The sequence below is a fragment of the Candidatus Zixiibacteriota bacterium genome (assembly GCA_016933955.1).
In the GTDB taxonomy this organism is placed as follows: domain Bacteria; phylum Zixibacteria; class MSB-5A5; order GN15; family PGXB01; genus JAFGTT01.
Window position 1 is genome coordinate 26,112 of the sequence record JAFGTT010000016.1, and the last position, 25,891, is coordinate 52,002.

Below are 25,891 nucleotides of genomic sequence, written 5' to 3' on the forward strand. Positions count from 1 at the left end.
CATGGTTGAGCCACCATGGAAAAACGCCCGTTTAACCGAGATTGAAATATAAATCAGGAAAAGATTTTTGAGATTCCACAACTATCCAATAGCAAAATCCCAATAGATTTATATCCTTACCTCTCAATATCCTCCTTATAAAGCGTAAATAGCGCTTCCCGGTCAATCTTATAAAATGACACTGCATGAGACAATGCCGCTTATCCCAATTAACCGACACCAAATCTTTCTTTAGTACGATATTCTCAACCGGCCTGAGACTGCGATGAATAAACCCGCAATAACCCGTTCGCACCATCGATAGCCTGAGAAAAGAATATCCCCATAAATACCAGGTTCACCAGCGCCGGAAGAATACCGACATACGGAATACTGGCCGCCACCGCCAGAATCGATACCGTCAAACCCAGATTCTCTGACACCGGCGGCGATTGTATCCCGGCCGTCTGCACATACCGGTTATAATCCTTGGCCCAGCCATAATAAGCCTGAAAAACCCAGTACAGATTGAAAAGGGGGATAAACAGGAAACCGACCGCTTTGCCGGGAGTCGTTCGCGGATGGCCCGGCTGGATGGCGGTCCAGAGACGATGCACCAGGATAAACAACATCACCGCCACATATATCATTGTAAGAAAAGCCAGAATCCAGAAGGGTACCGCCAGCTCCTCTTCATAATCACTCATAAAACCGAAAGCTATGGCGCTGAAAAGCATTGAGGCCCCCGCACCACCGAGGATCGACCCGATATACAGGCCCTTGGAAATAAATTTCGGTCCCCCGCCGGCGGGCCATTGGTACACCTGTTGCGGGACGGCCGGGGCGGCCCCGGGTTGCGACTGAGCGGATGCCATACTACCGCTCCGATCTCCGGACGCGTAAGCCGCCGGCCCGGCATACGATGTCTTGGCCATAATCCGGTCCGGGAGTTTAATAAACGCTATCAGTAACAGCACCCAACCCCCGATCCTTAGAAGATCGAAGACATATGGAAAACTCCAGTAACCGAAACCGAACATCACAAGGATTTGCACCAAAATAGGTATCGCCACGAATAAGCCAAAACCTATTCCACCCAGCACGGCGCTTTGGGTCCCCTTGCATTTAATTATAAATATCACGCCGCAGGCCACCGTCAGTAGCCATATTACCCAGAACAGCGATTGAGTCTGAATGAAATCCATTTGCGCGCCACTCCCATTGTTTGCCACCACCGTATCAGGCCATTGCCCCCCTGATTACAGGGGTGATTGATTTGTTAAGATTAATTCGATATGCGTAACATAATCTCTGTCAATCATATCTGTCAATCATAAAAAGACCGACGCCCTTTTCGCCTCCTTAAATAATATCTTCAGCCTTATAAAGAAATAACTGCAATTCAAACATATTATACTGTAACTCCAGGTGCCGTAAAATAATTTACAGCCTCCCCGCATTCACCAGAATTTGGATACTACAATATTATCGGACACGGTCAGGAAAGGCCGGGCCATCTATGAAAATGCCGAGAAATCGAATATAAAACCCTGATTACCTTGATTTTTTGCTTGACATTATTGTTTAGCCACTATACAATATTTAAATGGAAAACAGAAAAGATAAACTGGGCGAAGTTCTTCTAAGGATTCTGAACAAGTACGTTGATAACCAGAAAAAGCCGCGTCATTACGGGCTCGAGGAGTTCCTCTATCCGGCCGAAGTGCATCTGATCACGCTTATCGGACCGAATCCCGGCCTGGGCGTAACAGATCTGGCCAAAAGAGGCGGGGTCACCAGAGGAGCCATATCTCAAATGGCCCAAAAACTTGTTAACAAAGGACTTATAACAAAAAAACAAGACCCGGGAAGTGGCACCAGAGTGATTTTTGAACTTACCAATAAAGGCAAGATCGCTTTCTATTCACACCAGCGTATGCATGACGACGTCGATCGTGAATTGCTTGCCTTTGTCGAATCCCTTCGACCGGAGCAATTCAGGATACTTGTGCGATTTCTTGATTTATTTGAGCAGGGAATTGATAAAAGAAGTGAAACCTGATATTTTTTTTCTCGTATTGTATAGTAGCTAAACAATATGTTTCATTTTTAAGAAGGAGGTTCAACGATGAAACGTTACCAGAGAAGGAACAAAGGCTATATGGGCATCGCCATTCTTGCCGTTCTGGCTGTCTTTTTCGCCCTCTACCTCATCCTGCCCGGAGTCACCTTGTGGCCCATTGGATTGGTGAGTCTGGCGCTGGTCATGATGGTTGTGAGCCATATCCAGGGTGGCAGACATCACGCCAGAAATTCAATTCAGCCTTTGTCTGATAATTACCGGTGATGCCGGATGGCACGATCATTGGTTAACCGGGGCGAAATTAAAAAATCGCCCCGGTTTTTCCATTATCGCCATTCCAGTATCGTCCCCGACCGCGGAGCACTTGATATCGAATGGCAGCGCTTGAAGATTGACAAAATATCATAAAGTCAATCACAATATCACCCGGTCCGTTTTTCCGTAAATCAGGACTGCCGGTCCGACTGCTTCCGCACATGATATATTCCATTGACTTCGCGCCATGAATTCCGAATAATACAAAATATTCCGACCGTAGACAATAAAGGAAAGAAAAACCTATGCTTAAAACTCTGATCACTTACTTATTTCTGATCATAATGCCCACCAGTACCTTCGCCTGGTGGGAAACCATCGTTGACACCGTTGAAACCCGCTACCCGAATGGCCAATTGCATCAGCAATACCAGCAGGTAACCTTTGGGGGAAATGAAAAAACCAGCAAAACCGGATTCTATCGCTCCTGGTACGAAAATGGCCGTATGGGATGGGATGGTCGGTACACTGGTGATAAAGAATCATGTACCTGGGTTCACTGGGATAGCACCGGCCGCAGAGTGGAAGAAATATCCTATAAAGCGGGTTTCAAGCATGGCGATCATATTGTCTGGAATCCGAATGGTACCATGAGAACGGCCCTCCATTATCGACAGGATAAGCTTCATGGATTATGCACCTGGTACACAACCACCAACAACATCAATGGTGAATACAATAATCCCTGTCTTTCGATAGTGGCAAAGCGGTTTTATGTCGATGGGTTGATGCTGCTTCCTATTCACGATACCACTGATTCTCCCTGCATTGAAGGGCTCGTCGGCGGACAGGAACCCTATCATAATATTGAAAACGATCTGTGGATTGAATGGAATCTGCAAAATACTGAGTTTTATGTCGGCCGTATGGTCGATGGCAAAAAACATGGTGTCTGGATTCTCTGGACCGCCGACGGCGATATGAAACGGGTGGATGTCTATGATCATGGCGTCCCCTCGCCCTGATCGATAATTGACAGCAAGCCCGGCTGGTAACAGAGAACACCGGCCAACCGCCTTCGATGGACTATCCATATGCAATCCGTAACCATATGAAAATGGTGGTTATTAACCGTTTCACCGGATTATAAAAACCCCGGAGTATTTCCAGCAAAATTGAACATTTTCGAAATCCGTTTGTTTATCAAAATCGAGATGAGATTTTAAATGTCCTATAAACCAAAATCCGGGAGGATAAAAGTGTCGAAAACTAATATTTTTGGTCTGGTTGCGGTAGTCATCCTGCTTGGTTTCCCTGCCGGCGAAACCTGGGCTGAATGGTCTGTTGATCTGGAGAGCGGCGTGGCTTTCACCGGCTATAATGATGTTCGAATACCCGGACGTGGGGGCACGAATATTTCTCTTTCGGATGACCTTAACTCCGATGCGGCGGGATTCATTCGAGTCCGCCTTACCGGAGACCTCAGTGAACGGCAGAAATTATCATTACTTCTGGCCCCCCTACGACTTAAGGCCTCCGGAACGGTGGACCGCGATATTGACTTCAATGGAACCCGGTTCGACTCCGGTCTGCCGATAAATTCGCATTACCGCTTTGATTCCTACCGGTTAACCTACCAATACGCTCTTGTCAATTCGGATCGGCTCCGGTTCGGTCTGGGACTGACAGCTAAAATCCGAGATGCCTCGATCAAACTTACAAACACCGCAGGATCATCGGAAAAAACCAACACCGGATTCGTTCCCCTGATTAATTTCTCTCTGGATTGGTCATTGGGATCGAATATTGGCCTGCTTCTGGAAGGCGATGCTCTGGCCGCACCGCAGGGTCGGGCCGAGGATGTATTGCTGGCGGTCCATGGCCGGGCTTCGAACAGACTCGCTTTTAAACTGGGCTACCGGATCCTTGAAGGCGGAGTCGACAATGATGAAGTTTACAATTTCACCTTGATACATTATCTCTCGGCCGGGGTCGTTGTAACCATATAGAATCTGGCCTGGTTATGGTCGAAGTAATTCTGTCATTTTGAAGCCCGTAACATCTTGTTCGACCCGGTGAGTTCAAATCAAATGAAATGATTTTGTTTCCCGGGCAAATTAAAAACAGCCGGTATCCCCTTGCGATTACCGGCCGCATAATAAACAAACAGGATCGACATCCTAATTCCGGATTATCTCTGCCTTTGATAGATTAACGACAAGATCATTTATAGCCATCCTGAGCGAATTTACCGCCACTTCCTGCTTTCTGGTGGCCGTATTAAGGCCGGGCATTGCCTTAATATCATCTTCGTACACCTCGGCTTTGCCCTGCCAGACAACCTCACCTGTCATGGTGTTTATCAATTGCAGGTCCAGCTGAGTATGCCACTCGATCTTGCGTTTACCAGTACTCTCAATCCATGATCCAAGGAGAAGCCCCGTTGATGTAGCCAGACTTATGGCCAGCGGATTTGTCTTGACTTCCTCGAAACCATATGCCTTGGTTTCCGTTTTTGTCGTCATTATGGCTACTGGTATGCCCAGCCCCAAAGCCAGTCCACCCCCGAATAACATCTGTCGTCCGAAACTCTGGTTATAATAACCGTAAAAATGCCCTATTTCCCCCGTCAGGACGACATCAATATGCTCCGCCGCCAGGCTATCAAGCATCCCTTGTTCCAATCTTGATGATTCTTTATCGCCCAGTGTTATTTTATCAAACGCATGCGAATATTCAAGGTGCTTCACCAGCATTTTGGAAATATCTTCCGCCACCCGGTTCCCGAAATCCCGATCATAGGTATAATCGCCCACATCGGTCCCACCGGCTTCCTTTCTGGCCGATACCACTTTCTCGATATCATTGCGATTATCCTCAAGAATCAGCACCGCGACATTCAGCGGCTTCTGACTTGCGGCCTGCATTATGGTGCGGTCCGTCAGGGGATATTTAAGATTATAATGGCAACCGGCTAAAAATGTCACGACCAGGGTTATCACCAGAAAGACCCTCCACACCGGCCGGATTGTTTGTAGCTGTAAATCTGTTGTCACGGTTTTCATAGCCAAGCTCCTCATTTACATTGGTTGCCCACATAGTCAATTACGACAGCCCTGCAACAGGCCGCCAATTACCTGAAACATCTGTTTTTATTTTCTCTTATAGAAGACTCAAAAAGCTGGTTTTTTTTATTGCCGCGAATATACAAAAATTGCCATGATTGGTAAAGAAATAAATATTTAGTCGTACAGGATTTATCTGATTTTGCCTCGAAGCCTCAGGTGAATCTGTCGGGTTCCATCAGTTAAAAATCACGCCGATTGCCCGATTGTCCATAACTCCATGCCAAACAACGCATTGGATCATTATATGGACTGGCCTCTGCGAACCGGCCCTGTCATAAAGCGATCCGGGAAAATGACCCGTAAATTCTATTTCAGAATAAGAGATTCGAGTATAAAAAATCTTTGCCATAAACATCCCCTTCTAATTAATTTCAGCCGACTATTTCAGGTTGATTACCTGCTGGAAAATTGGATGATGGCCGGCCCATGACGTCATTATATTGAATTGATGACATGAGGATTTAGACAATGAAGCCTGATTATTTCTGCGGATCAAGGGAGTTCCCGGGATATCGGCGCCGACTTTCGACACTTCGTTATGGTTGGATCGGCATTATTTTGTACTTACTGATGACGGCATCACCCGGCCGGGCGGAAACTCCTCGCTTTGGTGATTCCACCCGTATTGTCCATGTCTATGTGGCGCTGTGCGATAATCGGTATCAGGGCATAGTCCCGGTTCCCGAACCATTGGGCAACGGTCAGTCTCCCCGAACCAATCTGTACTGGGGAGCCCGATACGGCGTCAAATCCTTTTTATCCGCGTCCGGGAATTGGGATTTGGTTCAGACTCAAAATAACCCGCGCAAAGCCATTCTCGAAAGATGTGTCTTCGCCTCAAATAATAACAACGTTTTAATTATTGCCGATGCTTACGATGGCAAAGAAATAAAACAAACGGTTGAAGATTTCCTGGCCTCGGCGGCCGGATTAATGAAAGATTCCGTCGGAATTTCAGGGAAGGATATTCCATGCGGGGGTAAATCCGAATTGATAGCGTATGTTGGACACAATGGCCTTATGGATTTCACCTTATCGGAATATCCACAGAGACAGGATACAACCTGTCGAGAAACAATAATCCTGGCCTGTGCGAGTAAGTACTATTTCACGGCCCCCATCGACCGCGCCGGAGCCTGCCCTCTGTTATGGACAACCGGCTTGATGGCCCCCGAAGCCTACTCGCTTATCGCCGCCATAGAATCCTGGGCCTCCGGGCAACCACCCGACTCTGTCCGGGTCAGGGCCGCGGCCGCCTACAGCCGCTACCAGAATTGCAGCCTGCGAGCTTCAAAAACCTTGTTCGAAACCGGCCGATAAAGCCCGATAAAGACTAAAGAATACTGGTAGGTTAATTCGATTGACATCCCGGTATTTCTGTAAAATGCCGCCAGGTTTCATTGGAATTTTTCCACCAAATTGCTTATTATTACTATTGCAAAAGAAACCCGAATTACATATAAATAACCATAAATAAGACCGCAACTGCGTGAAAAATGAGCCATTTCTGAAAATTATGGGCCAAATGGACAATTGGTTATTTCAAATTTGCGTATATTCTTCCAAAAAACGGCACTTTTGCCTGATAAAATAATAATGAAGGTGTTAACGGGTGAACAAGCGCCAAACCATTAGAACTACTAACCTGAACAAATTGGATTTGAAAACTGAATGACCGAAATCAAGCAAGAATCACGGCGGCAATATGGAATGAGAATTATGGCCATAGCCGCTTACGCGCCTCGCTATAAATTAACAAACAGCAGGATTTCCGCCCGGCTTCGGCTGGAACGTATGCGCGTCAATGCGGAAAACAGACGTAATGACCGTCCTCAGCTTGATGCCGTTGAAAATAAACAGTACAAAACCAGTGACCGATGGATTCAACGGTTCATCGGTTTTAAAGAACGTCGCTTTGCCGCCGCCGATGAGGGAACGATCGATCTGGCCGCCCGGGCGGCTTTAATGATACTGGGGAAAACCGAATTAAAGGCCGCCGATATTAATGGCATAGTCTTCGGCACCGTCACCCCGTCATACCTGAACAGCCCCCCGGATTCAACTCTACTCCAGGACCGCCTGGGTATTCCCCCGACCGACAACGGCTCATTACGGGAATTCCATTGCCTTGATTGTTCCCTGGCCTGCAGTACCTGGGTGGCCGCCATGAAACAGGCCTATTTGTTGATCTCCTCCGGCCAGGCCAAAAATCTCCTGGTCATCGGCGCCGACAAAATGAGCGATACCATCAACTGGCGTGACAGGGCTTTTGCCACCATTCTTGGTGATGCCGGAACAGCCACCTGGTGTACCGCCGTGGACCCGGAGGAAGACTGGTTCGCACCCTGGCAATTCTGGAATTGGGCCAACGGACGCGACAGCGATATCATTGTGACCCCGAAAGGAGGCTCCAAAAACCCGATCGGTTCCATGGAAGATATTATCGAGTTCCGAAATCGCCTGACTATGGATGGCGCTATGGTCAAAGACATTATTGTCCCGCTGGTCGGCGGCCCGGCCATTCAAGCGGCTCTCAAAAAAACCGGCTGGACCATCGATTCACTGGACCTGGCCGCGCTTCATGAAGCCAATCTGATTTTGAATAAATATATCATCGAATCATGGAAAAAACTCGGCTTCCGAGGTCAGGTCCTCGATGCCGCGGGAATGTTCGGCAATACCACCTCGGCCACCATTCCTCTGGCGCTGGCATTGAATGGAGAGGCTCTAAAACCGGGACGAAAATTTATCTGGTCCGCTTTCGGCGGCGGACTGACAATTACAATGGCTCTGGGGCAGATAAAACACGAAATCCAGATCTTCCTGGCCGTCTGATTTCAAAGTGTCTTAACCAAAAAAAACACCTTTCTCTGGAGAATGAGAGATTAAGCCATATTTAACCGATTTGTTGAATACTACTCAAATCCAAACCTCCTCAACCACCACTCCTGCTATTTCAATCTCAGTTCCTCCATTTATTGGCGAATTATATGACGATATTTGGATATTTGCTTTCGGCTAATAGTCTGTCTCACTTATGGTCAGGGCATGATATGTCTGAAATCAACCCATACTCGGACTGGTCTTTTCTTCGCCAAAGCCGGAACCAACCTGGACTGGACCCGGTGAATTTCCCGGAATTGTTTGCCGCATATATACTTCCCGGTTAAGCATATCCATTTTCTGCTTGACAGCAAATTGTCGATTATTTATTTTTTGCCAATTCAATACGGAGATATGAAAAGTGCCGAAAATCCGAGTCCTCCTGATAGAGGACAATCGACTTTTGCGAGAGGGTATCACCGTCATGCTGAACGAGCAGCCGGATATCAAAGTCGAATCGGCCACCGGCAATGGTGACGCCCTGGCAAAGGCCAGGAAGATCAGGCCGCAGGTGGTCCTTCTTGATCTGGGATTGAGGAGCCAGAATAGCCTGCGCGTCGCGGAACTTATCAAAAAGGATTATCCAAAGGCTGAGATCGTGGTTATGGATCTTATCCCGGTCCAGACCGAAGTCGTCGAATTCGTCAAGGCGGGTGTGGCCGGTTTCATCCTCAAGGATGCCACTATTGATGACTTTTTACATACCATCCGATCGGTCGCGGAAGGTAAGAAAGTGTTACCGCCATCCCTGACCGGATCGCTGTTTTCCCAGATCGTGGAGTACGCCGTCAAAAGCGGTAAAGCAGATCGATTGATGAAATCGGTCAGGTTAACCAAGCGGGAACATGAGGTGGTTAATCTCATCGCGAGGGGCATGAGTAACAAGGAGATTGCCACAGAACTTAACATCGCCTTGCATACGGTCAAAAGCCATGTCCATAATGTATTGGATAAACTGGCTCTCCATACCCGGCTGGAGCTGGCCAGCTTTGCGCTTACCGAGGGCATGGTCAGAAAATCGCGCAACTCGAACTCGAAGATAAAATCAAAGCACCTCAATCCTAAGGACTAATCCTCTTTTCAATCCTTCGACCGATTGACAACACCGTCCGAATATCATACTTTTAATGCCGAGTATAATGATTTGCTCCGGCAAAGATTATCGATTAAGGAGTATAATCGTCGAATTTCAGTAATTTCTCGGGTGCGGGGTGAATTCTGTCGATCGGATCATAATTGTCCGGTCACATATTCCGGTCCGTACCGGATTTTTGTATTCGTGGAATTGAGGTCCGATGCGCAAGCTGAAAATCGGGATTATCGACCTGGTCGCTAAAGCTCCGACGCGGACTCTCTGGATGCGCGTCATGGGTGCCAATTTCGTCAGCATCATGCCTCAGGTCATCGCCGCCTGGTGTGAAGGTCAGGGCCATGAAGTCACGCTGGTTACCTATACCGGCCGGGAAAATCTCGTCAAAGAATTACCGGAAAATGTGGACTTGGTTTTTATCAGTTCCTTCACCGAGGCCGCCTTGCTGGCCTATGCCCTCAGCAATCTGTTTCAATCTCGAGGTGCGGTCACTGCCCTTGGGGGCCCTCACGCCCGCTGCTATCCCCAGGATGCCCAGAAGTACTTCGACTATGTGTTGGGATTCACCGATGAAAATCTAATCATGGAAATCCTGCGTGATTGTACCCGACAGCAGCCCTTTGGTTTGCATCTCTCGGCCGATCACCATCCGGTTCGGTTGCCGGGTGTGAGGGAGCGATGGAAATTCATAGAGCGGACTCTCCGCAAGGCACCCTTTATCAAAATAGTCCCTCTCCTGAGCAGTCTGGGTTGCCCGTATACCTGTGACTTCTGTATCGACTCCACCGTCCCTTATCAGCCATTGGCTATGGACGCTTTGAAAGAAGACCTGCGTTTTCTGCTTGGTAAATTCAAGCGTCCCCGGGTGGCGTGGCATGATCCGAATTTCGGGGTTCGCTTTGATCAATGTATGACGGCCATAGAGGAAGTAGTTCCACCGGGCCGCATCGACTTCATCGCTGAATCAACCCTGTCACTGCTTTCCGAGGCCCGTGTAAAACGACTGAAGCATAATGGCTTCAAGGCCTTATTACCGGGTATCGAATCATGGTTCGAGATGGGGAAAAAGTCGAAAACAGGAAATAATACGGGAATGGACAAAGTTAAAATGGTCGCTGATCATGTCAACATGATCCTGCGATATATCCCCTATGTCCAGACCAATCACATTTTCGGACTCGATGGTGATGAGGGATCGGAACCGTTCGAGCTTACCAAGCGATTCCTGGACCTCAGTCCGGGGGCTTTTCCCGCTTATTCGATGCTTTCGGCCTTTGGCCAGGCGGCTCCGCTCAACCTGAAATTCCAGCAGGCAAATCGAGTCCTGCCGTTTCCCTTTCACTTCCTCAGCAACATCCAGATGAATATTAAACCGAAAAATTATTCCTGGTCGGAGTTTTATGATCATATTATCGATGTCACGAAATACTCGTATTCCACCCGTCTGATCCTGCGACGGTTTCTGGCAAATGGAGAGACAATTCCAAGATGGCTGAATATCGTTCGCGGGCTGTCGTCAGAGCACTTTGGTCGAGTCAAATACTTCAGCGAGATACGGAGACAACTGGACACCGACCGACCATTCCGGCGCTTCTTCGAACAGGAAACGGCGGATATCCCTCAATACTTTATGGAAAAAATACGTTTGGATCTTGGCGAATTTTGGGATTGGTTGCCGAGCGGCGCAATACAACACGATCCCAATGCTTATCTGCTGTCACAGCCAAAGACAGGACCGGTTTGCAGCCCTGCGGTCCCCGGTCTGGCCTTTGACTGAAGACGGCGTTCCAAAGTTCCCTTCCTGGCTACCGTGTAAAAAGAGGAAAAAAGAAAACCGGCTTTCGGGCCGGTTTTCTTAAAAATCAATCCCGCGCCTGAGTCGACGCAGGTTGCGCTATGTCGCGGTTAGTACGACTTGCGATAGCCTTTACTACCACCCTGGCGGTTGCCGCCCTGGGCGCGCGGTTTCGCTTCGTTGACATTCAACTCGCGACCGTTCAACTCCTGGCCGTTAAGGCCGCTTATGGCAGCGGCGGCTTCGTCCTTAACCGCCATCTCTACAAACGCAAAACCTCTCGGCTTTCCAGTGTATTTGTCCGAAATAATGTTGACGGTTGAAACTTCACCAAAATCCTCAAAGGCCTGGCGTAATTGATCTTCTGTCGTATCGAACGACAAGTTGCCGATGTAGATATTCATCCTACACTCCGTAGTTTTTATCCCAAAGTGAACTGCATTCCAATGGAGTCAGATACCTCAAGATAAATGACATGTTGCGCACGATTGCGCGATTAATCTGAGATTACGCTTTAGCCAAGAGTTGTTGATTAGGACAAGACCATGATTAAAGTCGAACTCAAATCAATAATAACATCTAATTATATACGATTATTCGACGAAAACCTACGATTATTTATGCAAATCCCAATTTATTTTTTTCCCCCCTTTGATGAAATAAGAAAAACCGGCCGTGGTTTTATCGAAATACGCTATAACCCCATCAACCGCAACATATACGCGAATCCGTTTGTCACCTCTTTCTCACCCCTTATCAATACGGTCGGCAGGAAACGAAAAATGCATCTGGACTATCACCCAGCCGCCGTTACGCTTTTCCAATACCCCGGTCCAGCGAACATCCTCCCAGTCGGCCGGCTGACCTTTCCATTCGTTGAAATCATCGAGCCGGGCATGATACCAGGCCACTTCCCCCGTTCGTGATAAATTTATCTCAAGATCACGGATATCAAACCCGATCGCCCGAAAATCATCACTCATAAAAAAGTTTTCCGTTAATTCGATAAAAGCCTTCCGGCCCCGGATCGTTCCGTTGTCTCCGGGAGAAAAATAAAACAGGTTCTCATCATCGGCAAAACAGCCGAACAGGAGGTCCTTATTCTTGTCGACCGCCCATCCGATACTGCTCTCTATAACTTTCTCTATCGCGGTCTTCTCGGCTTCGATATCAATTTCATGATTCATAGTTCGGCATCCTTCTCCCAGGGTTATTAAAAGCGTGATGGTAGCGATGAACAATAAATTTCTCACTTACCCTCCTGACTTGTCGGCAGATCCACCCTCTCCCCACCCGGTTGAATCTCCATTACTCAAACTCGTTATAGTAAAATCTACGATTATAAGAAATGGATGTTTCCGACACGTGGTACCCGGCGGGTTCGACTCAATTAAGCCTTGGGGCTTTCAACCTGAGAAGGCGCTGTTTCTATAATTTCCCTTCGTTTTGAGGAAAGATAGGTGTACAGGGCCGGTATTACAAAAAGGGTCAGTCCGAGCGAAAACAGCAGTCCGCCGATAATCACAATGCCCATCGATACGCGGCTTTTCGAGGCCGCCCCGATCGCCAGCGCAATCGGTAACACCCCGAAAATGGTCGCCAGGCTGGTCATCAAAATTGGACGGAAACGCTGCACCGCGGCATCGATCACCGCTTCAACTACCCCCAACCCCTGGTTCCGCCGCTGGTTGGCGAATTCCACAATCAAAATACCATTCTTGGTGACAATCCCGACCAGAGCAATAATACCGATCTGGCTGAAAATATTGAAGGTCTGGCCGAAAATCCACAGCGAGAGAATCGCCCCGGCCAACGCCAGTGGAACCGTGAACATAATAATCAGCGGATCCCGGAAACTCTCGAACTGGGCTGATAAAATCAGATAAACCAGAATCAAGGCCAGAAAAAAAGCGAACAGAAGCGTGTTCGAGCTTTCCGCGAACTCCTTGGCTGTTCCGGACAGAGTCGTCGAAAATGATTCATCCAGCACCTCATCGGCGATTTTGTTCATTTCGTCGATAGCCGAACCGAGCGTAAAACCGGGCGCAGGCGAAGCGCTTACGGTTCCTGAAACATAACGGTTGTAGCGATACAACTGAGGCGGGTTAGTTCGGTACGACAATTTGACGACATTATCAAGCTGGATCAGCTCATTCTTATTGTTCCGGACATATATCGAACTGAGATCAAGCGGCTCATCCCGATTAACCCGGTTGGCCTGGGCGATCACCGAGTACTGCTTGCCGTTGAAAATAAAATAACCGTACCGCTGACCGCTGAAATACAACTGCAGAGTTTCAGCGATATCCCGAATAGTTATCCCCAGGGCCCGCGCCCGGTCACGGTCGATCTCGATTGTCAGTTCCGGCTTGTTGAATTTCAAATTCAAATCGACAATTTCGAACGCCGAATCGGCCTGCGCCCGGGCCATGAAAACCGGGATGACCTCCTTGAGTTTATCCATTGTGACCGCCTGAATAACATACTCCACCGGCAAACCCGAACGGCGGCCGCCGCCGATGGTCTGTTCCTGGGTGACATAGGCGCGTGCGAAGGTTTCGGTCCGCAGCCTGGCGGAAATGGCATTGGCGATTTCCTGCTGGCTCCTCTCCCGCTTTTCCGGCGGAACCAGATTTATTCGTATGAATCCGGCATTGGCCGCACCGCTGGAACCGAACCCGGGAGCAGTCAAAGCCAGAAGAGCTTCTTTTTCCGGTATGGTATCGACAATTTTTATCAGATCCCCGATATGATCTCGCATGGCATCATAGGCCGTTCCCTCCGGGGCCGTGATATTAATCGACAGTCGGCCCTTATCCTCCATCGGGGCCAGTTCCGAGGGAATCAGGGAACCGATTCCGAAAATAATAAGCACCGAAACCACCATGATCACCGGGGCCAGCCAGCGGCGGGCAATAAACCCGCTCAGCCAACGGTGATAACCGGCAATTAAACTTTTAAAAAAACGCTCACTGAGATGGAAAAATTTCGTTTCCCGGCGGCTCTTATGTAATATCCGGGCGCTCATCATCGGCGTCAAAGTCAGCGAAACAAAGGCCGAGATAAGGACCGCCCCGGCCACGACAATCCCGAATTCCCGAAACAGGCGGCCGGTTAATCCCTGGAGAAAGATGATCGGCAGAAAAACCGAGGCCAGCGTGATGGTGGTCGATATGATGGCAAAATAAATCTCTTTGGAACCAAGATGACCGGCTTCGCGGGGCCGTATTCCACGCTCGATTTTGCTGTAAATATTTTCCAGCACCACAATGGCATCATCGACCACAATCCCGGTCGATAATACAATCCCCAGCAGGGTCAAAATATTGATCGTGAATCCGGCGGCATACATGATGAAAAAGGCCCCGATCAGCGAAATCGGGATCGCCACCATGGGGATAATCGTCGTCCGCCACTGCCGCAAAAAGACGAATATCACCAGCAGAACCAGCAGGAAAGCAATTAAAATCGTCTCCTCGACCTCGGTGATGCCTTTCCTGATATTGGTGGTAACATCATAAGATATTTTAAGCCGGATATCCTCGGGCAACTCCCGTTTGATCTGCTCCACCCGTCGGTAAAACTCATCGGCAATAGCAATATGATTCGAACCCGGTTGAGGGGTCACCGCCACCGCCACCATCGGGATCCCTCCGTCGCCCTGCAAAAGTGTTCGCTCGTTCTCCGGCGCCAGAATCGCCTCGCCGATATCCCGAAGCCTCACCACCAAACCCTGGGTCTCCTTGATTATCAGGTTATTAAACTCATCAGGCGTGGTCATCCGGCCGAAAGTGCGAATTGACAGTTCGGTATTGTAACCCTCGATCATACCCGAAGGCAACTCGACATTCTCCTGGTTAAGAGCGCTCCTGACGTCCAGCGGCGTCAATCCGTGAGCGGCCAGTCGCCCCGGATCAATCAAAAGTTTCATGGAATATTTCTTTTCGCCCCAGATGCGAATTTCACTTATTCCCGGGATAGTCTGCAAACGCTCCTTGAAAACATCATTGGCAATCGAGGATAATTCCAGAAGCGAGCGGCGATCACTCTGAATCGCCATCGACACTATCATCATGGCGTCGGCATCGGCCTTGGAGATAATCGGCGGATCCACATCGGTCGGAAGATTGCGCTGGGCGCGGGAGACCCGGTCGCGAACATCATTGGCCGCGTCTTCCATATCCACTCCCAGCTCGAATTCCACCGTGATAGAACTGCGGCCGTCCCGGCTGGCCGAGGTCAGCGACCTGATCCCGGAAATTCCGTTGATCGATTCTTCCAGCGGCTCGGTGATCTGGGATTCGATAACATCGGCATTCGCCCCGGTATAACTGGTGGATACCGTCACCACCGGGGGGTCGACACTGGGGTACTCCCTGACACCAAGGAAAAGAAAACCAATAATACCGAACAGGACGATCAGAATCGACATAACCGTCGCCAGGACCGGACGATTGATACATATCGAGGATATTATCATAAACCAGTTCCGCTATTTCCCGGAAATATTCGAAATCTGAATCGGTATGCCATCGGTAACCTGCATTAAACCGGTCAGAATAAGTGTATCGCCGGGATTCAATCCCCCGCTGATCTGAATCGATCTTTCGGTCCGGATCCCGGTGGTAACCGGAACCGAACGGGCCAGGCCGTTTTCGCAGACAAAGACCCTATCACCTTCCAGTCCGGGCAGTATCGCCCCGGTCGGAATGACAATCGCCTCGGCAATCCGTTCCAGTGTAATCTCGACCCGGGCAAACGAACCCGGAATTAAAAGACCCTTCGGATTAGGGATGGTGGCGCGGGCCTTAAGAGTCCGCGTGGCCGGATCGACTTTGACCTCCACGGCATATATCGTCCCCCGGTGTTTTTCCTCGGCTTCCCCGATTTGGATCATAACATCCATCCCTGCCGTGAGTTTGCCGGAATATTTTTCAGGCACCGAAAATTCCGCCTTGATCGGATCGATATCCTGCATCGTCGCCACCAGCGTCGTCGGCGTCACATACGATCCCTCGCTGATATATCGCAGGCCGACCACCCCATCAAAAGGTGCCCTGATCTCGGTCTCGGCCAGTTGCGATTCGATCACTTCCCGTTCCGCCCGGATTATATTAAGAGCGTTAAGAGCCCGATCGTAATCCTCCTGGCTGATTCCGCTGATATCATGCAACGCCCGTTTGCGCCGCTCTTCATCGACCGCCAGGGCTTCCTCGAGTTGCTTACGCTTCAGCTCCGCCTGCAATTCCCGATCGTTTATTTTCAATAGGATATCGCCCCCCCGGACCTCCCGTCCCTCCTCAAAAAACACCCCCGTCACCCGACCCGATACCTCCGGACGCAATTCAACTTCCTCGTTGGCTAGAAGCGTTCCCGTAGTAAAAATCTTATTCTCCAACGGTTGCGGATGTAATACCATCGCCTCGACCGAAACCGCTCTCCCGCCCCCGCGGGTCTGCGGCGAAACATCGCTGTTATTACATCCGGCGATAATCAGAATAGCAGATACACACAAAAAACGAATCAGGTTCATTCTATATATACTCCCGAAAAACATAATTGCGCTAATATACTCGGAATGCCGACACTTCAAAAGGCCTTTTTTAAAAAGACCCCATCGGAATATAAGAATAGCCGATAAACCGGGGCCGCCCGGCTGGCAGACTACCGCCGTCATCGTTTAATGTACTTCTCAATACATTTGTTTCAAAATTAGTCTTATATCCCGATTCGGATGTCCAATCAGAAGGAAATACAATAAGGTGTTCCGAAACGGACACTGCTCTTCATAAAGGAAAAAAGTTGTGAAAAAGCCCGCATTGTTCCTCATGTTGCTTACTTTCGCCTGCGCTTCCATTGCCACGGCCCAACCGAAACCTCCCACTACCGAGGATTTCATAAACCGAATGAAAGAACAACTGGCATTGACCGACAAACAGGTCGATTCGGTTACTGCTATTTTTAAGGCCTCCAAAATTCAGGAATTATCAGAAAAGATGCGATCCGGCGACGATGACCCCGATGCCAGACACGAAATCATGGAATCAATGCGTTCCGAAATGGATAAGATCAACGAACAAATCAAAGGCCTTTTGACCAATGAACAGAAAGAGAAATTCGAGCAAATCCGGCAGGAACGCCGGAAGCCGAGGTCCGGCTGTGAACCCGGAGATCGAGGTCCCGGGCGTTAAATGGAGAGTGCGATTTTGGGGACGATAGCGAAAATAATCTCATTTACCACATAGCATTAATTTAACTCTCCTTAAACCCCCTTAGGAAAGAGCCCCCCTATGGCTCGTCCCGACTGGAGGACGGGGAAATTCCCCCGTCTTCCATAGTCTATGGCCTCCTTTTAAATATCCGAATCCCCCATACCCCTAAACACCCGGCATAATTGTGACCCGATAGCAGATCCTTGCCGTTCATCTTCACGGTAAAGCGAACATTCCATCCTGTCGATCTTATTAGAAAAACACCCGGAACCATAATGACAGAATATTCGCCCAGATTAACCATAATCGTATTTTCAGCCCTGATTTTTATCTTGATAGCGCCGCTCTCCCGGGCAGAAAATCCCGACGAAGTTTCCTCAAAAATCGACAGGTGCCGGACTCTTATCGATTCTGATAGTCTTATCGAGGCCATTGCGTCACTCGAGGAACTCTATCATAAGGATCCGGGCCGGATGGATATCGGAGATCTGCTTGTCAAATCATGCAAATTCCTGGGAGTGAAATATTACGGGCAATCGCTCTATACCGAGGCTATAACCGCCTGGAAAAAAGCCCTTGAAATAGAACCCGGCAACAGGGAAATCCTGGGTTATATCGCCCGATGCGAGGCCGAAATTATCGGCCTGGCCAAAGCCAGTGGCCTGGATACGACTGCCGCCGCCGATCAATTACCCTTGACAAACCAGGAAATAACCCCGGTCCATACCGCCGAAGAACCTGACACTTCCGAATCAAAGACAACGGCAATAACAGAGAATAAACCCGATTCGACCACCGCCTCGAAAACAATTGAATCCGGTATCTTAAACGAAGATTCAACCGGTTATGGCATCCCCCGCAGTCATTTCTCCTCAGGTCTGGAAACAGGTCTGGCGGCCAGGTCCGATGGCGCCGATACCCGGAGTTCGAACGGCTGGTATTTTAACGGTTTTATCGAACTCACTCCCGGACAATCCAGGGTCGCTCTCCGATTCGAGGTCATGTATGCCCGGTTGTACCACAAAGGTTCCATGGCGTCGGATTTCTCCGATGAGGAACTACTGAATATTTCGGGAGGCAGTCTCGATGCCACAATCATCAACCGGTTGACCAAAACCTCCTCCCTGCGGTTTTTTGCCGGTCCCGGAGTGTACGAGGTTGATCGTATCGACCATAATTCCACCGAAACCGATGAAATAATTCACAGCAAAACCGGCCTCGGTTTGAATCTCGGGATCGGCTGGAAAAAGCGATTCCCTTCTTTTGCCATCCTCACCAATATCCGCTACATCTACATATCACCGTCCATCAGTCCCAACCTGTTGACCCTGTCGTTCGGACTGGCCACCCTGTAACGCTCTTTCCCAACCGCAGTTATTGCATTTCCTCGTCAATCGGCTTTTGTCATAATTGGTTTTGAAACCGTGAAACCCCGCCTTATAATGGAACCATATGATTTTACCGTTCAATATCAGAAAATACGGCCGCTCTCCATTCACGGCGGCGGTTCTTCATGGCGGCCCCGGCGCCCCCGGATATATGGCCCCGGTGGCCCGTGAACTGGCTTGTACCATCGGCGTTCTTGAACCCCTTCAAACCAGAGATTCACTGGAAGGACAGATTGCCGAGCTGGCCGAACAGCTGACTGCGAATGCCGACCGCCCGGTCACCCTGATCGGTTCCTCATGGGGCGCCGTCCTGGCTCTGTTCCTGGCCGCGCGTTACGGGAATCTGACCGATAAAATCATCCTGGTCGGAAGCGCCGTGTTCGATTCCGACAGTTCCGCAAAAATCGAGGGGGTCCGCCTGTCACGGATGTCGGCTGATAAGCGGCGGCGCTACGAAAAATTGCGGCAGGAATTTATTCTGGCCCCGGCCGATAAACGCGACCGCGTGATGGCCGAATGGGGCCACCTGCTCGATCAAACCGACCAGTATCATCCCCTGCCGGCCGAATCGGAAGCCCTGGAGGTGCAGTATGATTTGCATACCAAAGTCTGGACCGATTTCATCTCATGGCGCGACCGCCCGGGAGCTCTCAAGGCCGAATTCGGCAAAATAACCGCCCCGGTAGTGGTAATCCATGGTGAGTACGATCCCCATCCGCTTGAAGGTATCCGGCCCTTTCTCGAATCCTGTCTCCCTTATACGCGCTTTTATATTCTGCCCCGATGCGGCCATTACCCCTGGATTGAAAAATACGCCTGCCATGATTTTTTTGAGATACTGAAAAGTGAACTGAAAAAAAACGAAGGCCGGAATACATAGTACCCCGGCCCTTATAACTATCTCGAATTGGAATGGCTGTTCGATTCGTCTTCCGGATCAGCCTTCTTTCTTAATTACCTTCCTGTTTTTTTCCGGCTGATCGCCTTTTCCATCAAGTGAAAAAGTAATATTATATGCTACCCACACCGTTATCGGCTTCCCGTCCTGCTCACCGGGGATGTAATTGCAGGTGTAAGCCGATTTTAATGCCGCCTCATCAAGCATCTTTTCTCCTGATGATTTCTTAATCATCACTTTCTGCACCGTCCCCGCCTCATCGACCAGTACTTGGACCCACACAACCCCCTCGATTCCGGCCTTTTGGGCCTCTATCGGGTATTCCGGCGGAACACATTTAATCTGCTCCGGGGCTTTGGTCAGGGCAACAAACTCGTCGGGCGACGGCCATTTGTCCTTTGTCGAATCGACCATCCCGGCCTTCACCTTCTCTTTTACCACCGCTCCCTTGGCCGGGTCATCATCGGCCCAGATCCTTACCCCGGCCAGACCGATCATCAAAACCATAGCGGGAACTGCCAGAAGCATCACCGGCAGGCGGCCGGTAGCAGTGGTTCTTTTTCCTTTTCTAAGGATCGACATAATTCTCTCCTCCAATTGTGATTTATTTGCCATATCGGCGCCGCACGACAGTACCGGGCGGTAATTTCCCATACGCCGTGCCAGGGCTACCAGCGATTGGGCGAAATCGCCCGGATCGGCGCCGCCGTTGATCACAAAGTCATCACAGGTTTTATCCGATTCGATTATCATCCTCCGGCGGAGCAACCAGACCAGCGGATTAAACCAGTTCACCGCCAGAACCAGCGATCCGATATAAGCCCAGATCAGATCATGCCGCCTGATATGTGCCAGTTCATGCATCAATATCATCCTCAGTTCACCTGCTTGAAAGCCGCCCGGCTTCGACGGCAAGATGACAGTCGGATTAAAAAGACCGAAAACAAAGGGTGCCTGAACCTTGGTCGATACGGCCAGATTGGCCGGCCGGTCCAGACCATACGATTGCGCCAGGCTTGATGCAGTCCTGATAATTTCCTCATCCATCACCCGACAGGATTGCCGGATTATTCGCCTCGCCGCAATTATTCCATACCCGAATCGACCCAGAACCACCATAACTCCCCCGACCCAGACCGGAAATAACCACATAATCACAGGTAAACCTGCAAAAACTGGTCGGCCGGTTGTATCCGTCCCGGCTGTATCGGGCATAGCCGCCGAAGCAACCATAGCCCGCCACGAGGCCGGAAATGAATCGGTGAGAGGCAGATTAAACGCCGGCGTGACCAGGGATAACAGCGGAAGAAGAACAATCGCCGCCAGGGCCGTCCGGCTGACCAAATTCCGGGTGGCCGGGGCGGCCCGATTCATTAAACCCACCACCGCCAGACCGATCGCGGCGATCAGGGCGCTCTTTATTATAAGAAGTAACGGCCATTGCAAAACCGCCGATCCATCCCTCAGGAAGAATGGAAGATATTCCAGCATATACATTTTCATCCCTCCTTGGCCCGTGCCTCGCGAATCACCTGTTCGAGCCGTTCCAGTTCGTCATCGGTAAGCTGTGTTGCCGATAGGCTGACCAGCGAGGCAACCGCGTTTTCGACCGAACCATCATAAAAAGTCCGCACCAGATGTTTCATAGCCGAACGGGCCGCCGTGTCGCGGTTGAGAGTCGGATGATAAATATACTGACGCCCTTCTTTCTCGTGCCGGACAAAACCCTTCTCCTCCAGAATCCCCAGAAGCGCCCGAACCGCCGAGTAGCTGGGGGGATCGGGGAGAGTCCGATGGATTTCAGCGGCGGTAGCCTTTTCCATCCGATAAATAATATCCATTATTTGGCGTTCGCGCATGGAGAGCCGGTCAAACAGCCTGGATTTGGATTTTTTCATGGCCTCTCCTTTTTTTATTAAGGGACGTTCCCGTGGTTCGGGCCGTTTAAAACTTTCTGCTAAAAATTTAGCAATAAAATCCCGCCTGTCAAGACAAAAATGCTAAAATATTAGCATTTTAAAGAAAAAGTGTTACCCATGTAATGAGTCTGTTTTGTTACCTATTTCCCCGGTCTAATTTTGACCATCTCCCCGGATTATACTCGCTTTCATTCCCGCCCCTTTCTGTCATTCCCGCGAAAGTGAATCCAATCTTCGTAGCCCACTCAACGGGTTTTATAAGCCGGATATATCAAACCTCACCGTAGAAAATCCTTATACCCGCAAAACCAATCATTTTAATCCCGGATGACCGGTCTGCAAACAAATTCCCGGCTAATTCCCCAAATTGCAAAAATAATTATCAAATCCCTTGACAAAATGTTTGGCTTGCCATACATTATTTGCTTTGGCAAACAAAGAACTGCTGGGATCGATAAAATGATGACGCCTCGTTTATTAAGCTCCAGTCTCGAAGATTATATCGAAACGATTTATCATCTCATCGACGAAAAACAATCCGCCCGGGTAAAAGATATCTCCAGGCGTCTGAAGGTTAACTACCCTTCGGTAACCGGGGCCCTCAAAGCCCTGAACAAAAGAAACCTGGTCAATTATACCCCTTATGAACATGTTACCCTGACCCCCGAAGGCAGAGAGATCGCCGCCGATGTTATCAGAAGGCATGAAGCATTGCGGAAGTTTTTCGTAAATGTCCTTTCTGTCGAGGAACATGAAGCCGACCGGGCCGCCTGTGAAATGGAGCATGCCATATCCAAACCCATCCTTGAAAGGATTATGCGCTTCGTCGATTTCATCGAAACTTGCCCTGCGGGCGGCGCCCAATGGAAAGAGGGCCTCGGTTATACATGCACCCATGGAATCCATGCGAAAAAGCAGACCGGATCCACCAAAACCAAATGCCCGTGCAAAACACAGAAAAAAGGCCGGACGCGGAAAAAACCATGAGCTCCCGCAATGATATAATCTTTCGAAAAATGACGGCCGTTGCTCTACTGATCGCCATTACCGGCCTGTGTTATCTGCCCTTCTCCAATCTGCATCTGCACACCCTGCCTGACGGGCGAATCATCGTCCACAGTCATGCTTATCCAGATCATAATTCCAATGGCCGGCACAACCATTCACATCAGGAATTCACGCTTTACCAGACTCTGGCGCACATCTATGAAATAGACGCCCAGGTCTGCATCCGGTCCCTTCCTTTCGATTTAATTGCCCTTGATCTTCTCGATAATTTCGATGAAACTGTATGTCCGGATGTTTATATCTCGCGGGATACCGAACGCGCCCCTCCTCAACACCTCTTTTCCTGACACCATTACAATTTAAATACTTCAAACTGTAAACCTGTTGGAAAGAGGTTAACAATGTTTAGGACAATAGGAATACCATTGCTGATGCTATTATTATGTCTTCCTGTTTCCGCGACCTCCGTCGCAATTCGCGGCATCGTGATCGATGCCGATTCCCGTGAGCCGATCCCTGGCGCCACCGTCATGATTGAAGGGACAACCAAAGGTACAAGCTCCGATTTACTCGGTCAATTCGTTATCGAGGGTTTGTCCCGCGATAAATTCATGCTTTCGGTATCATCCATAGGCTATTCCAATAAGACAGAAGAACTTCGGCTCCATCAAAATAACATCGATAAACTTGAAATAAAACTTAATCGTTCCCCGTTGGAAATCGATGGTATTGTGGTGACCGGAACCAGAACCCCCCGCTTTATCACCGATGCTCCGGTCCGGACACAGGTCGTGACCAAAACCTCGATCGAAAAAAAATCGGCCGCCAATATTTTCGAAGCTCTCGATGGCGAGTCCGGGGTACGGGTCGAACAACAATGTCAGGCCTGCAATTTTTCCATCCTCCGCATGCAGGGGCTGGGAGCCGATCACACCCAGATATTGCTGGATGGTCAGCCGGTATATTCCGGGCTGGCATCGGTCTATGGCCTGCAACAGCTGTCCACGGCCGATGTCGATCGGATTGAAATCGTCAAAGGAGCCGGATCGGCCCTGTACGGCAGTAATGCCGTTGCCGGGGCTATTAATATTATATCTTCGATCCCCAGGGAAACTGGGGGCGAAATTACCCTTGAAATGGGGGAATACGGAACCCGAAAATACGACCTCTCGGTCGGTACCCGCAAGGATAATGTCGGCATTTTTATTTTCGCGCAAAATAACGAGCAGGATGAAATCGATCAAACCGGCGATATAAATGCTCCCGGCGGCGTGGATAATCCCGACGGCTGGATTGATCGGGTGAAATCATCGGCCAAGAACCTCGGCTTCAATATCTTCGTCGATAACCTTTTCGCCTCCGATCAACTCGTTTTTCGAGGCCGTTTGCTGAATGAAACGCGCAACGGCGGCTGGCTCGATAACAATTTGTTTCTGAACCGATTCGCACCGGGAACCGAAGGTATTATTACGGATCGATACTCCGGAGGATTATCATACAAAATCTGGCTCCCCGGTGGCGCCGAATTAAATGCCGATCTCAGCCTTACACGCCATAAACGAGATGCCACCAACGATACTTTTCTGGGCGATTACGAGGACGCTTTCGGTGAGTCGCCGGACATCAATTTACTGAGACCGTATCTGGCCAATGAGCAACTCATTATCGGCAACATCAATTATATCCATACTCCGATTAGCGGACATACTTTCCTGGTCGGGTTTCAGGTCAGTCATAACAAGCTGGACGAAAGCGGGATGTATGTGGATTCCGATCAGCTGGAAGCCTACCTGTCGACTTCCGCCAAAGAAGCTCTGGAACTGGGAGCATATATTCAGGATGAATTCAGGCTGACGAAAAAACTGGAACTGGTGGCCGGACTCCGTTTGGATTACCACAACTCGGAAGATAAATTTCATGGCTCAGGTGATGTCCTGCCGTCGGGCCTGGAACCCCTTGAGTACGATGAAACCGCTTTGAATCCCCGTTTCTCCATTAAGTACGCCGCGGCTGAGGGTTTGAATATCCGGGGATCGGTCGGGACCGGCTTCCGGGTTCCCTATGGATTCTCCGAAGACCTTCATCTCTGTAGCGGATCACCCAGGGTATATAAGGGCGGAAATCTCAAATCGGAAAAATCGGTCAGCTATTCCCTTAACGCCGATTACTTCTCCCCGAAACTGACCGCCGGAATAAATCTGTACCGTACCGAATTGAGCGATGCCATTGCCTTTGCCGAAGCCGATGAGGTCGTGGCCGGTATGGGTTATACCTATGAATGGAAAAATATTAACGACGCCTACGTCACGGGAGCCGAATTCGATCTCTCTTACTCCCTTATCGATGATCTTGCCTGCCGCCTGAGTTTCGAAATTTTCCGGGGCAAATACGACAGTCCCCGTCAGGATTGGGCGGGAACCGAGTACGAAACCATCAGCCGCAATATTTCAAGGTACCCGGCAACGTCCGGCGGTATCGGTCTTGAGTATACACCCTCCCTATGGAGTTTTATCCTCGATGTTGATTACACCGGAAAAATGTATATCGACCTTACCGAACCGGCCGATGAAGCAGATATCAAGATACATGAAACTGAAAACTATTTCATTGTCAATACCAGGATTTCCCGAAGCTTTTTCGGAAAATATTCCTTATACGCTGGCGCCAAAAACCTGACCGATTACACCCAGGAAGAAAAACATATCGATGATGCCGCCTTTATGTATGCTCCGGTTTATGGCCGAATTGTCTATGGAGGAATACAGATTGCCTTTTAGATAATAATACCGGAAAAATCACTCCTCTCCATTTTATACCTCCTTACAGAAAGGGTACACTCTCGTGTACCCTTCTTATTTTATCCATTATTTCCCCTGCTATTTTTTTATGCCGGTATAGCCGGGCAGGTCAGACGAGTAGGTCAGAGCCCCGCACTCCTGACTATTTCGTGGGCGGCAAACGCCTTCATCCGCCCTTTATGGGATATAACCCGTCGAGAATATACAATTTATAATGTCATTTCTGCGAAAGCGGAAATCCAATGTTGTCGCCCACCCAACAGGTGGGTAAAATAATCTATGGTAATCAATAAATTTCGGGCAAATCATGCACCGGATGATCCACGTCTTCAGAAATCCAGCAGGTCGGCATTCCGAGCGAATGAGCCAATGTGAATTCGAGAGAAACCCGACAAAATAATGATGAATACTGGAGATAATATAACAATAATATGCCGGAATCGTTTGGTTTTCGA

General features: G+C 49.3%; 23 protein-coding genes. 15 read left to right on the plus strand and 8 right to left on the minus strand.

The genetic code is table 11. The features are described 5' to 3' along the window. Positions 1–245 precede the first annotated feature (245 nt). Positions 246–1,184 (minus strand): hypothetical protein, encoded by a 939-nt coding sequence (locus JXQ28_05900; protein MBN2277261.1) that lies wholly within the window; start codon positions 1,182–1,184, stop codon positions 246–248. Between the two features lie 401 nt (positions 1,185–1,585). Here JXQ28_05900 and JXQ28_05905 point away from each other — a divergent pair, with 401 nt between their 5' ends. The 5 genes from JXQ28_05905 to JXQ28_05925 all read left to right on the plus strand — a co-directional run bounded on the left by JXQ28_05905 (position 1,586) and on the right by JXQ28_05925 (position 4,326). Continuing rightward, positions 1,586–2,041 carry a MarR family transcriptional regulator gene (locus tag JXQ28_05905; GenBank protein MBN2277262.1) on the plus strand — a complete coding sequence of 152 codons (456 nt, stop codon included), beginning with the start codon at positions 1,586–1,588 and terminating at the stop codon, positions 2,039–2,041. 66 nt (positions 2,042–2,107) lie between these two features. Next, a complete protein-coding gene (locus JXQ28_05910) occupies positions 2,108–2,326 on the plus strand; it encodes a hypothetical protein (GenBank protein ID MBN2277263.1) in 219 nt (72 codons plus the stop codon). A 6-nt stretch (positions 2,327–2,332) separates the two neighbouring features. Next, complete coding sequence (locus JXQ28_05915) at positions 2,333–2,470, plus strand: hypothetical protein (protein ID MBN2277264.1); 138 nt, start codon at positions 2,333–2,335, stop codon at positions 2,468–2,470. Positions 2,471–2,622: 152 nt separating this feature from the next. After that, positions 2,623–3,342 (plus strand): hypothetical protein, encoded by a 720-nt coding sequence (locus JXQ28_05920; protein MBN2277265.1) that lies wholly within the window; start codon positions 2,623–2,625, stop codon positions 3,340–3,342. Positions 3,343–3,576: 234 nt separating this feature from the next. Beyond that, positions 3,577–4,326 carry a hypothetical protein gene (locus JXQ28_05925; protein MBN2277266.1) on the plus strand — a complete coding sequence of 250 codons (750 nt, stop codon included), beginning with the start codon at positions 3,577–3,579 and terminating at the stop codon, positions 4,324–4,326. Positions 4,327–4,497: 171 nt separating this feature from the next. Here JXQ28_05925 and JXQ28_05930 read toward each other — a convergent pair whose 3' ends face one another. Then, a complete protein-coding gene (locus JXQ28_05930) occupies positions 4,498–5,382 on the minus strand; it encodes a hypothetical protein (protein MBN2277267.1) in 885 nt (294 codons plus the stop codon). Positions 5,383–5,913: 531 nt separating this feature from the next. Between JXQ28_05930 and JXQ28_05935 the strand changes: the two genes are divergently transcribed. From JXQ28_05935 to JXQ28_05950, 4 genes are all read left to right on the plus strand, one after another. Beyond that, positions 5,914–6,765 carry a hypothetical protein gene (locus tag JXQ28_05935; GenBank protein MBN2277268.1) on the plus strand — a complete coding sequence of 284 codons (852 nt, stop codon included), beginning with the start codon at positions 5,914–5,916 and terminating at the stop codon, positions 6,763–6,765. 351 nt (positions 6,766–7,116) lie between these two features. Beyond that, on the plus strand, positions 7,117–8,280 hold the full coding sequence (locus tag JXQ28_05940) for a ketoacyl-ACP synthase III (GenBank protein MBN2277269.1): 1,164 nt from the start codon (positions 7,117–7,119) through the stop codon (positions 8,278–8,280). A gap of 409 nt (positions 8,281–8,689) precedes the next feature. Continuing rightward, positions 8,690–9,400 carry a response regulator transcription factor gene (locus JXQ28_05945; GenBank protein ID MBN2277270.1) on the plus strand — a complete coding sequence of 237 codons (711 nt, stop codon included), beginning with the start codon at positions 8,690–8,692 and terminating at the stop codon, positions 9,398–9,400. Between the two features lie 223 nt (positions 9,401–9,623). Next, positions 9,624–11,195: a radical SAM protein gene (locus JXQ28_05950; protein MBN2277271.1), complete on the plus strand. Its 1,572-nt coding sequence runs from the start codon at positions 9,624–9,626 to the stop codon at positions 11,193–11,195. Positions 11,196–11,323: 128 nt separating this feature from the next. Here the strand turns inward: JXQ28_05950 and JXQ28_05955 are convergent, their stop codons facing one another. The 4 genes from JXQ28_05955 to JXQ28_05970 all read right to left on the minus strand — a co-directional run bounded on the left by JXQ28_05955 (position 11,324) and on the right by JXQ28_05970 (position 16,746). Further along, on the minus strand, positions 11,324–11,617 hold the full coding sequence (locus tag JXQ28_05955; GenBank protein MBN2277272.1) for an RNA-binding protein: 294 nt from the start codon (positions 11,615–11,617) through the stop codon (positions 11,324–11,326). A 342-nt stretch (positions 11,618–11,959) separates the two neighbouring features. Next, a complete protein-coding gene (locus JXQ28_05960; protein MBN2277273.1) occupies positions 11,960–12,466 on the minus strand; it encodes a nuclear transport factor 2 family protein in 507 nt (168 codons plus the stop codon). A 137-nt stretch (positions 12,467–12,603) separates the two neighbouring features. Then, the gene (locus JXQ28_05965) at positions 12,604–15,693 is read right to left on the minus strand and encodes an efflux RND transporter permease subunit (protein ID MBN2277274.1); all 3,090 of its coding nucleotides are present in this window, start codon (positions 15,691–15,693) and stop codon (positions 12,604–12,606) included. A gap of 12 nt (positions 15,694–15,705) precedes the next feature. Then, positions 15,706–16,746 (minus strand): efflux RND transporter periplasmic adaptor subunit, encoded by a 1,041-nt coding sequence (locus JXQ28_05970; GenBank protein ID MBN2277275.1) that lies wholly within the window; start codon positions 16,744–16,746, stop codon positions 15,706–15,708. A gap of 271 nt (positions 16,747–17,017) precedes the next feature. Between JXQ28_05970 and JXQ28_05975 the strand changes: the two genes are divergently transcribed. From JXQ28_05975 to JXQ28_05985, 3 genes are all read left to right on the plus strand, one after another. Then, positions 17,018–17,404, plus strand: coding sequence for a hypothetical protein (locus tag JXQ28_05975; GenBank protein ID MBN2277276.1), 387 nt, complete (start codon positions 17,018–17,020; stop codon positions 17,402–17,404). Positions 17,405–17,700: 296 nt separating this feature from the next. Continuing rightward, on the plus strand, positions 17,701–18,780 hold the full coding sequence (locus tag JXQ28_05980) for a hypothetical protein (GenBank protein ID MBN2277277.1): 1,080 nt from the start codon (positions 17,701–17,703) through the stop codon (positions 18,778–18,780). Positions 18,781–18,877: 97 nt separating this feature from the next. Then, entirely contained in the window at positions 18,878–19,693 is an 816-nt protein-coding gene (locus tag JXQ28_05985; GenBank protein MBN2277278.1) for an alpha/beta hydrolase, read from the plus strand. 57 nt (positions 19,694–19,750) lie between these two features. Here the strand turns inward: JXQ28_05985 and JXQ28_05990 are convergent, their stop codons facing one another. Next, positions 19,751–21,208, minus strand: coding sequence for a M56 family metallopeptidase (locus JXQ28_05990; protein ID MBN2277279.1), 1,458 nt, complete (start codon positions 21,206–21,208; stop codon positions 19,751–19,753). Between the two features lie 2 nt (positions 21,209–21,210). After that, positions 21,211–21,609, minus strand: coding sequence for a BlaI/MecI/CopY family transcriptional regulator (locus JXQ28_05995; GenBank protein ID MBN2277280.1), 399 nt, complete (start codon positions 21,607–21,609; stop codon positions 21,211–21,213). Positions 21,610–22,089: 480 nt separating this feature from the next. Between JXQ28_05995 and JXQ28_06000 the strand changes: the two genes are divergently transcribed. From JXQ28_06000 to JXQ28_06010, 3 genes are read left to right on the plus strand one after another with little or no spacing between them, the layout of a single operon-like run. Next, positions 22,090–22,617, plus strand: coding sequence for a metal-dependent transcriptional regulator (locus JXQ28_06000; protein ID MBN2277281.1), 528 nt, complete (start codon positions 22,090–22,092; stop codon positions 22,615–22,617). Further along, positions 22,614–22,985 (plus strand): hypothetical protein, encoded by a 372-nt coding sequence (locus tag JXQ28_06005; GenBank protein ID MBN2277282.1) that lies wholly within the window; start codon positions 22,614–22,616, stop codon positions 22,983–22,985. The genes JXQ28_06000 and JXQ28_06005 overlap by 4 nt, the downstream gene beginning before the upstream one ends. 54 nt (positions 22,986–23,039) lie before the next feature. Continuing rightward, the gene (locus JXQ28_06010) at positions 23,040–25,415 is read left to right on the plus strand and encodes a TonB-dependent receptor (protein ID MBN2277283.1); all 2,376 of its coding nucleotides are present in this window, start codon (positions 23,040–23,042) and stop codon (positions 25,413–25,415) included. The last annotated feature ends 476 nt before the right edge of the window (positions 25,416–25,891 follow it).

Coding starts and splice junctions, on each gene's coding strand:
- JXQ28_05900 (MBN2277261.1), bottom strand. CDS start 1,184: ATGGATTTCATTCAGACTCAATCGCTGTTCTGGGTAATATGGCTACTG.
- JXQ28_05905 (MBN2277262.1), top strand. CDS start 1,586: ATGGAAAACAGAAAAGATAAACTGGGCGAAGTTCTTCTAAGGATTCTG.
- JXQ28_05910 (MBN2277263.1), top strand. CDS start 2,108: ATGAAACGTTACCAGAGAAGGAACAAAGGCTATATGGGCATCGCCATT.
- JXQ28_05915 (MBN2277264.1), top strand. CDS start 2,333: ATGGCACGATCATTGGTTAACCGGGGCGAAATTAAAAAATCGCCCCGG.
- JXQ28_05920 (MBN2277265.1), top strand. CDS start 2,623: ATGCTTAAAACTCTGATCACTTACTTATTTCTGATCATAATGCCCACC.
- JXQ28_05930 (MBN2277267.1), bottom strand. CDS start 5,382: ATGAAAACCGTGACAACAGATTTACAGCTACAAACAATCCGGCCGGTG.
- JXQ28_05935 (MBN2277268.1), top strand. CDS start 5,914: ATGAAGCCTGATTATTTCTGCGGATCAAGGGAGTTCCCGGGATATCGG.
- JXQ28_05940 (MBN2277269.1), top strand. CDS start 7,117: ATGACCGAAATCAAGCAAGAATCACGGCGGCAATATGGAATGAGAATT.
- JXQ28_05950 (MBN2277271.1), top strand. CDS start 9,624: ATGCGCAAGCTGAAAATCGGGATTATCGACCTGGTCGCTAAAGCTCCG.
- JXQ28_05955 (MBN2277272.1), bottom strand. CDS start 11,617: ATGAATATCTACATCGGCAACTTGTCGTTCGATACGACAGAAGATCAA.
- JXQ28_05965 (MBN2277274.1), bottom strand. CDS start 15,693: ATGATAATATCCTCGATATGTATCAATCGTCCGGTCCTGGCGACGGTT.
- JXQ28_05970 (MBN2277275.1), bottom strand. CDS start 16,746: ATGAACCTGATTCGTTTTTTGTGTGTATCTGCTATTCTGATTATCGCC.
- JXQ28_05980 (MBN2277277.1), top strand. CDS start 17,701: ATGACAGAATATTCGCCCAGATTAACCATAATCGTATTTTCAGCCCTG.
- JXQ28_05985 (MBN2277278.1), top strand. CDS start 18,878: ATGATTTTACCGTTCAATATCAGAAAATACGGCCGCTCTCCATTCACG.
- JXQ28_05990 (MBN2277279.1), bottom strand. CDS start 21,208: ATGTATATGCTGGAATATCTTCCATTCTTCCTGAGGGATGGATCGGCG.
- JXQ28_05995 (MBN2277280.1), bottom strand. CDS start 21,609: ATGAAAAAATCCAAATCCAGGCTGTTTGACCGGCTCTCCATGCGCGAA.
- JXQ28_06000 (MBN2277281.1), top strand. CDS start 22,090: ATGATGACGCCTCGTTTATTAAGCTCCAGTCTCGAAGATTATATCGAA.
- JXQ28_06005 (MBN2277282.1), top strand. CDS start 22,614: ATGAGCTCCCGCAATGATATAATCTTTCGAAAAATGACGGCCGTTGCT.
- JXQ28_06010 (MBN2277283.1), top strand. CDS start 23,040: ATGTTTAGGACAATAGGAATACCATTGCTGATGCTATTATTATGTCTT.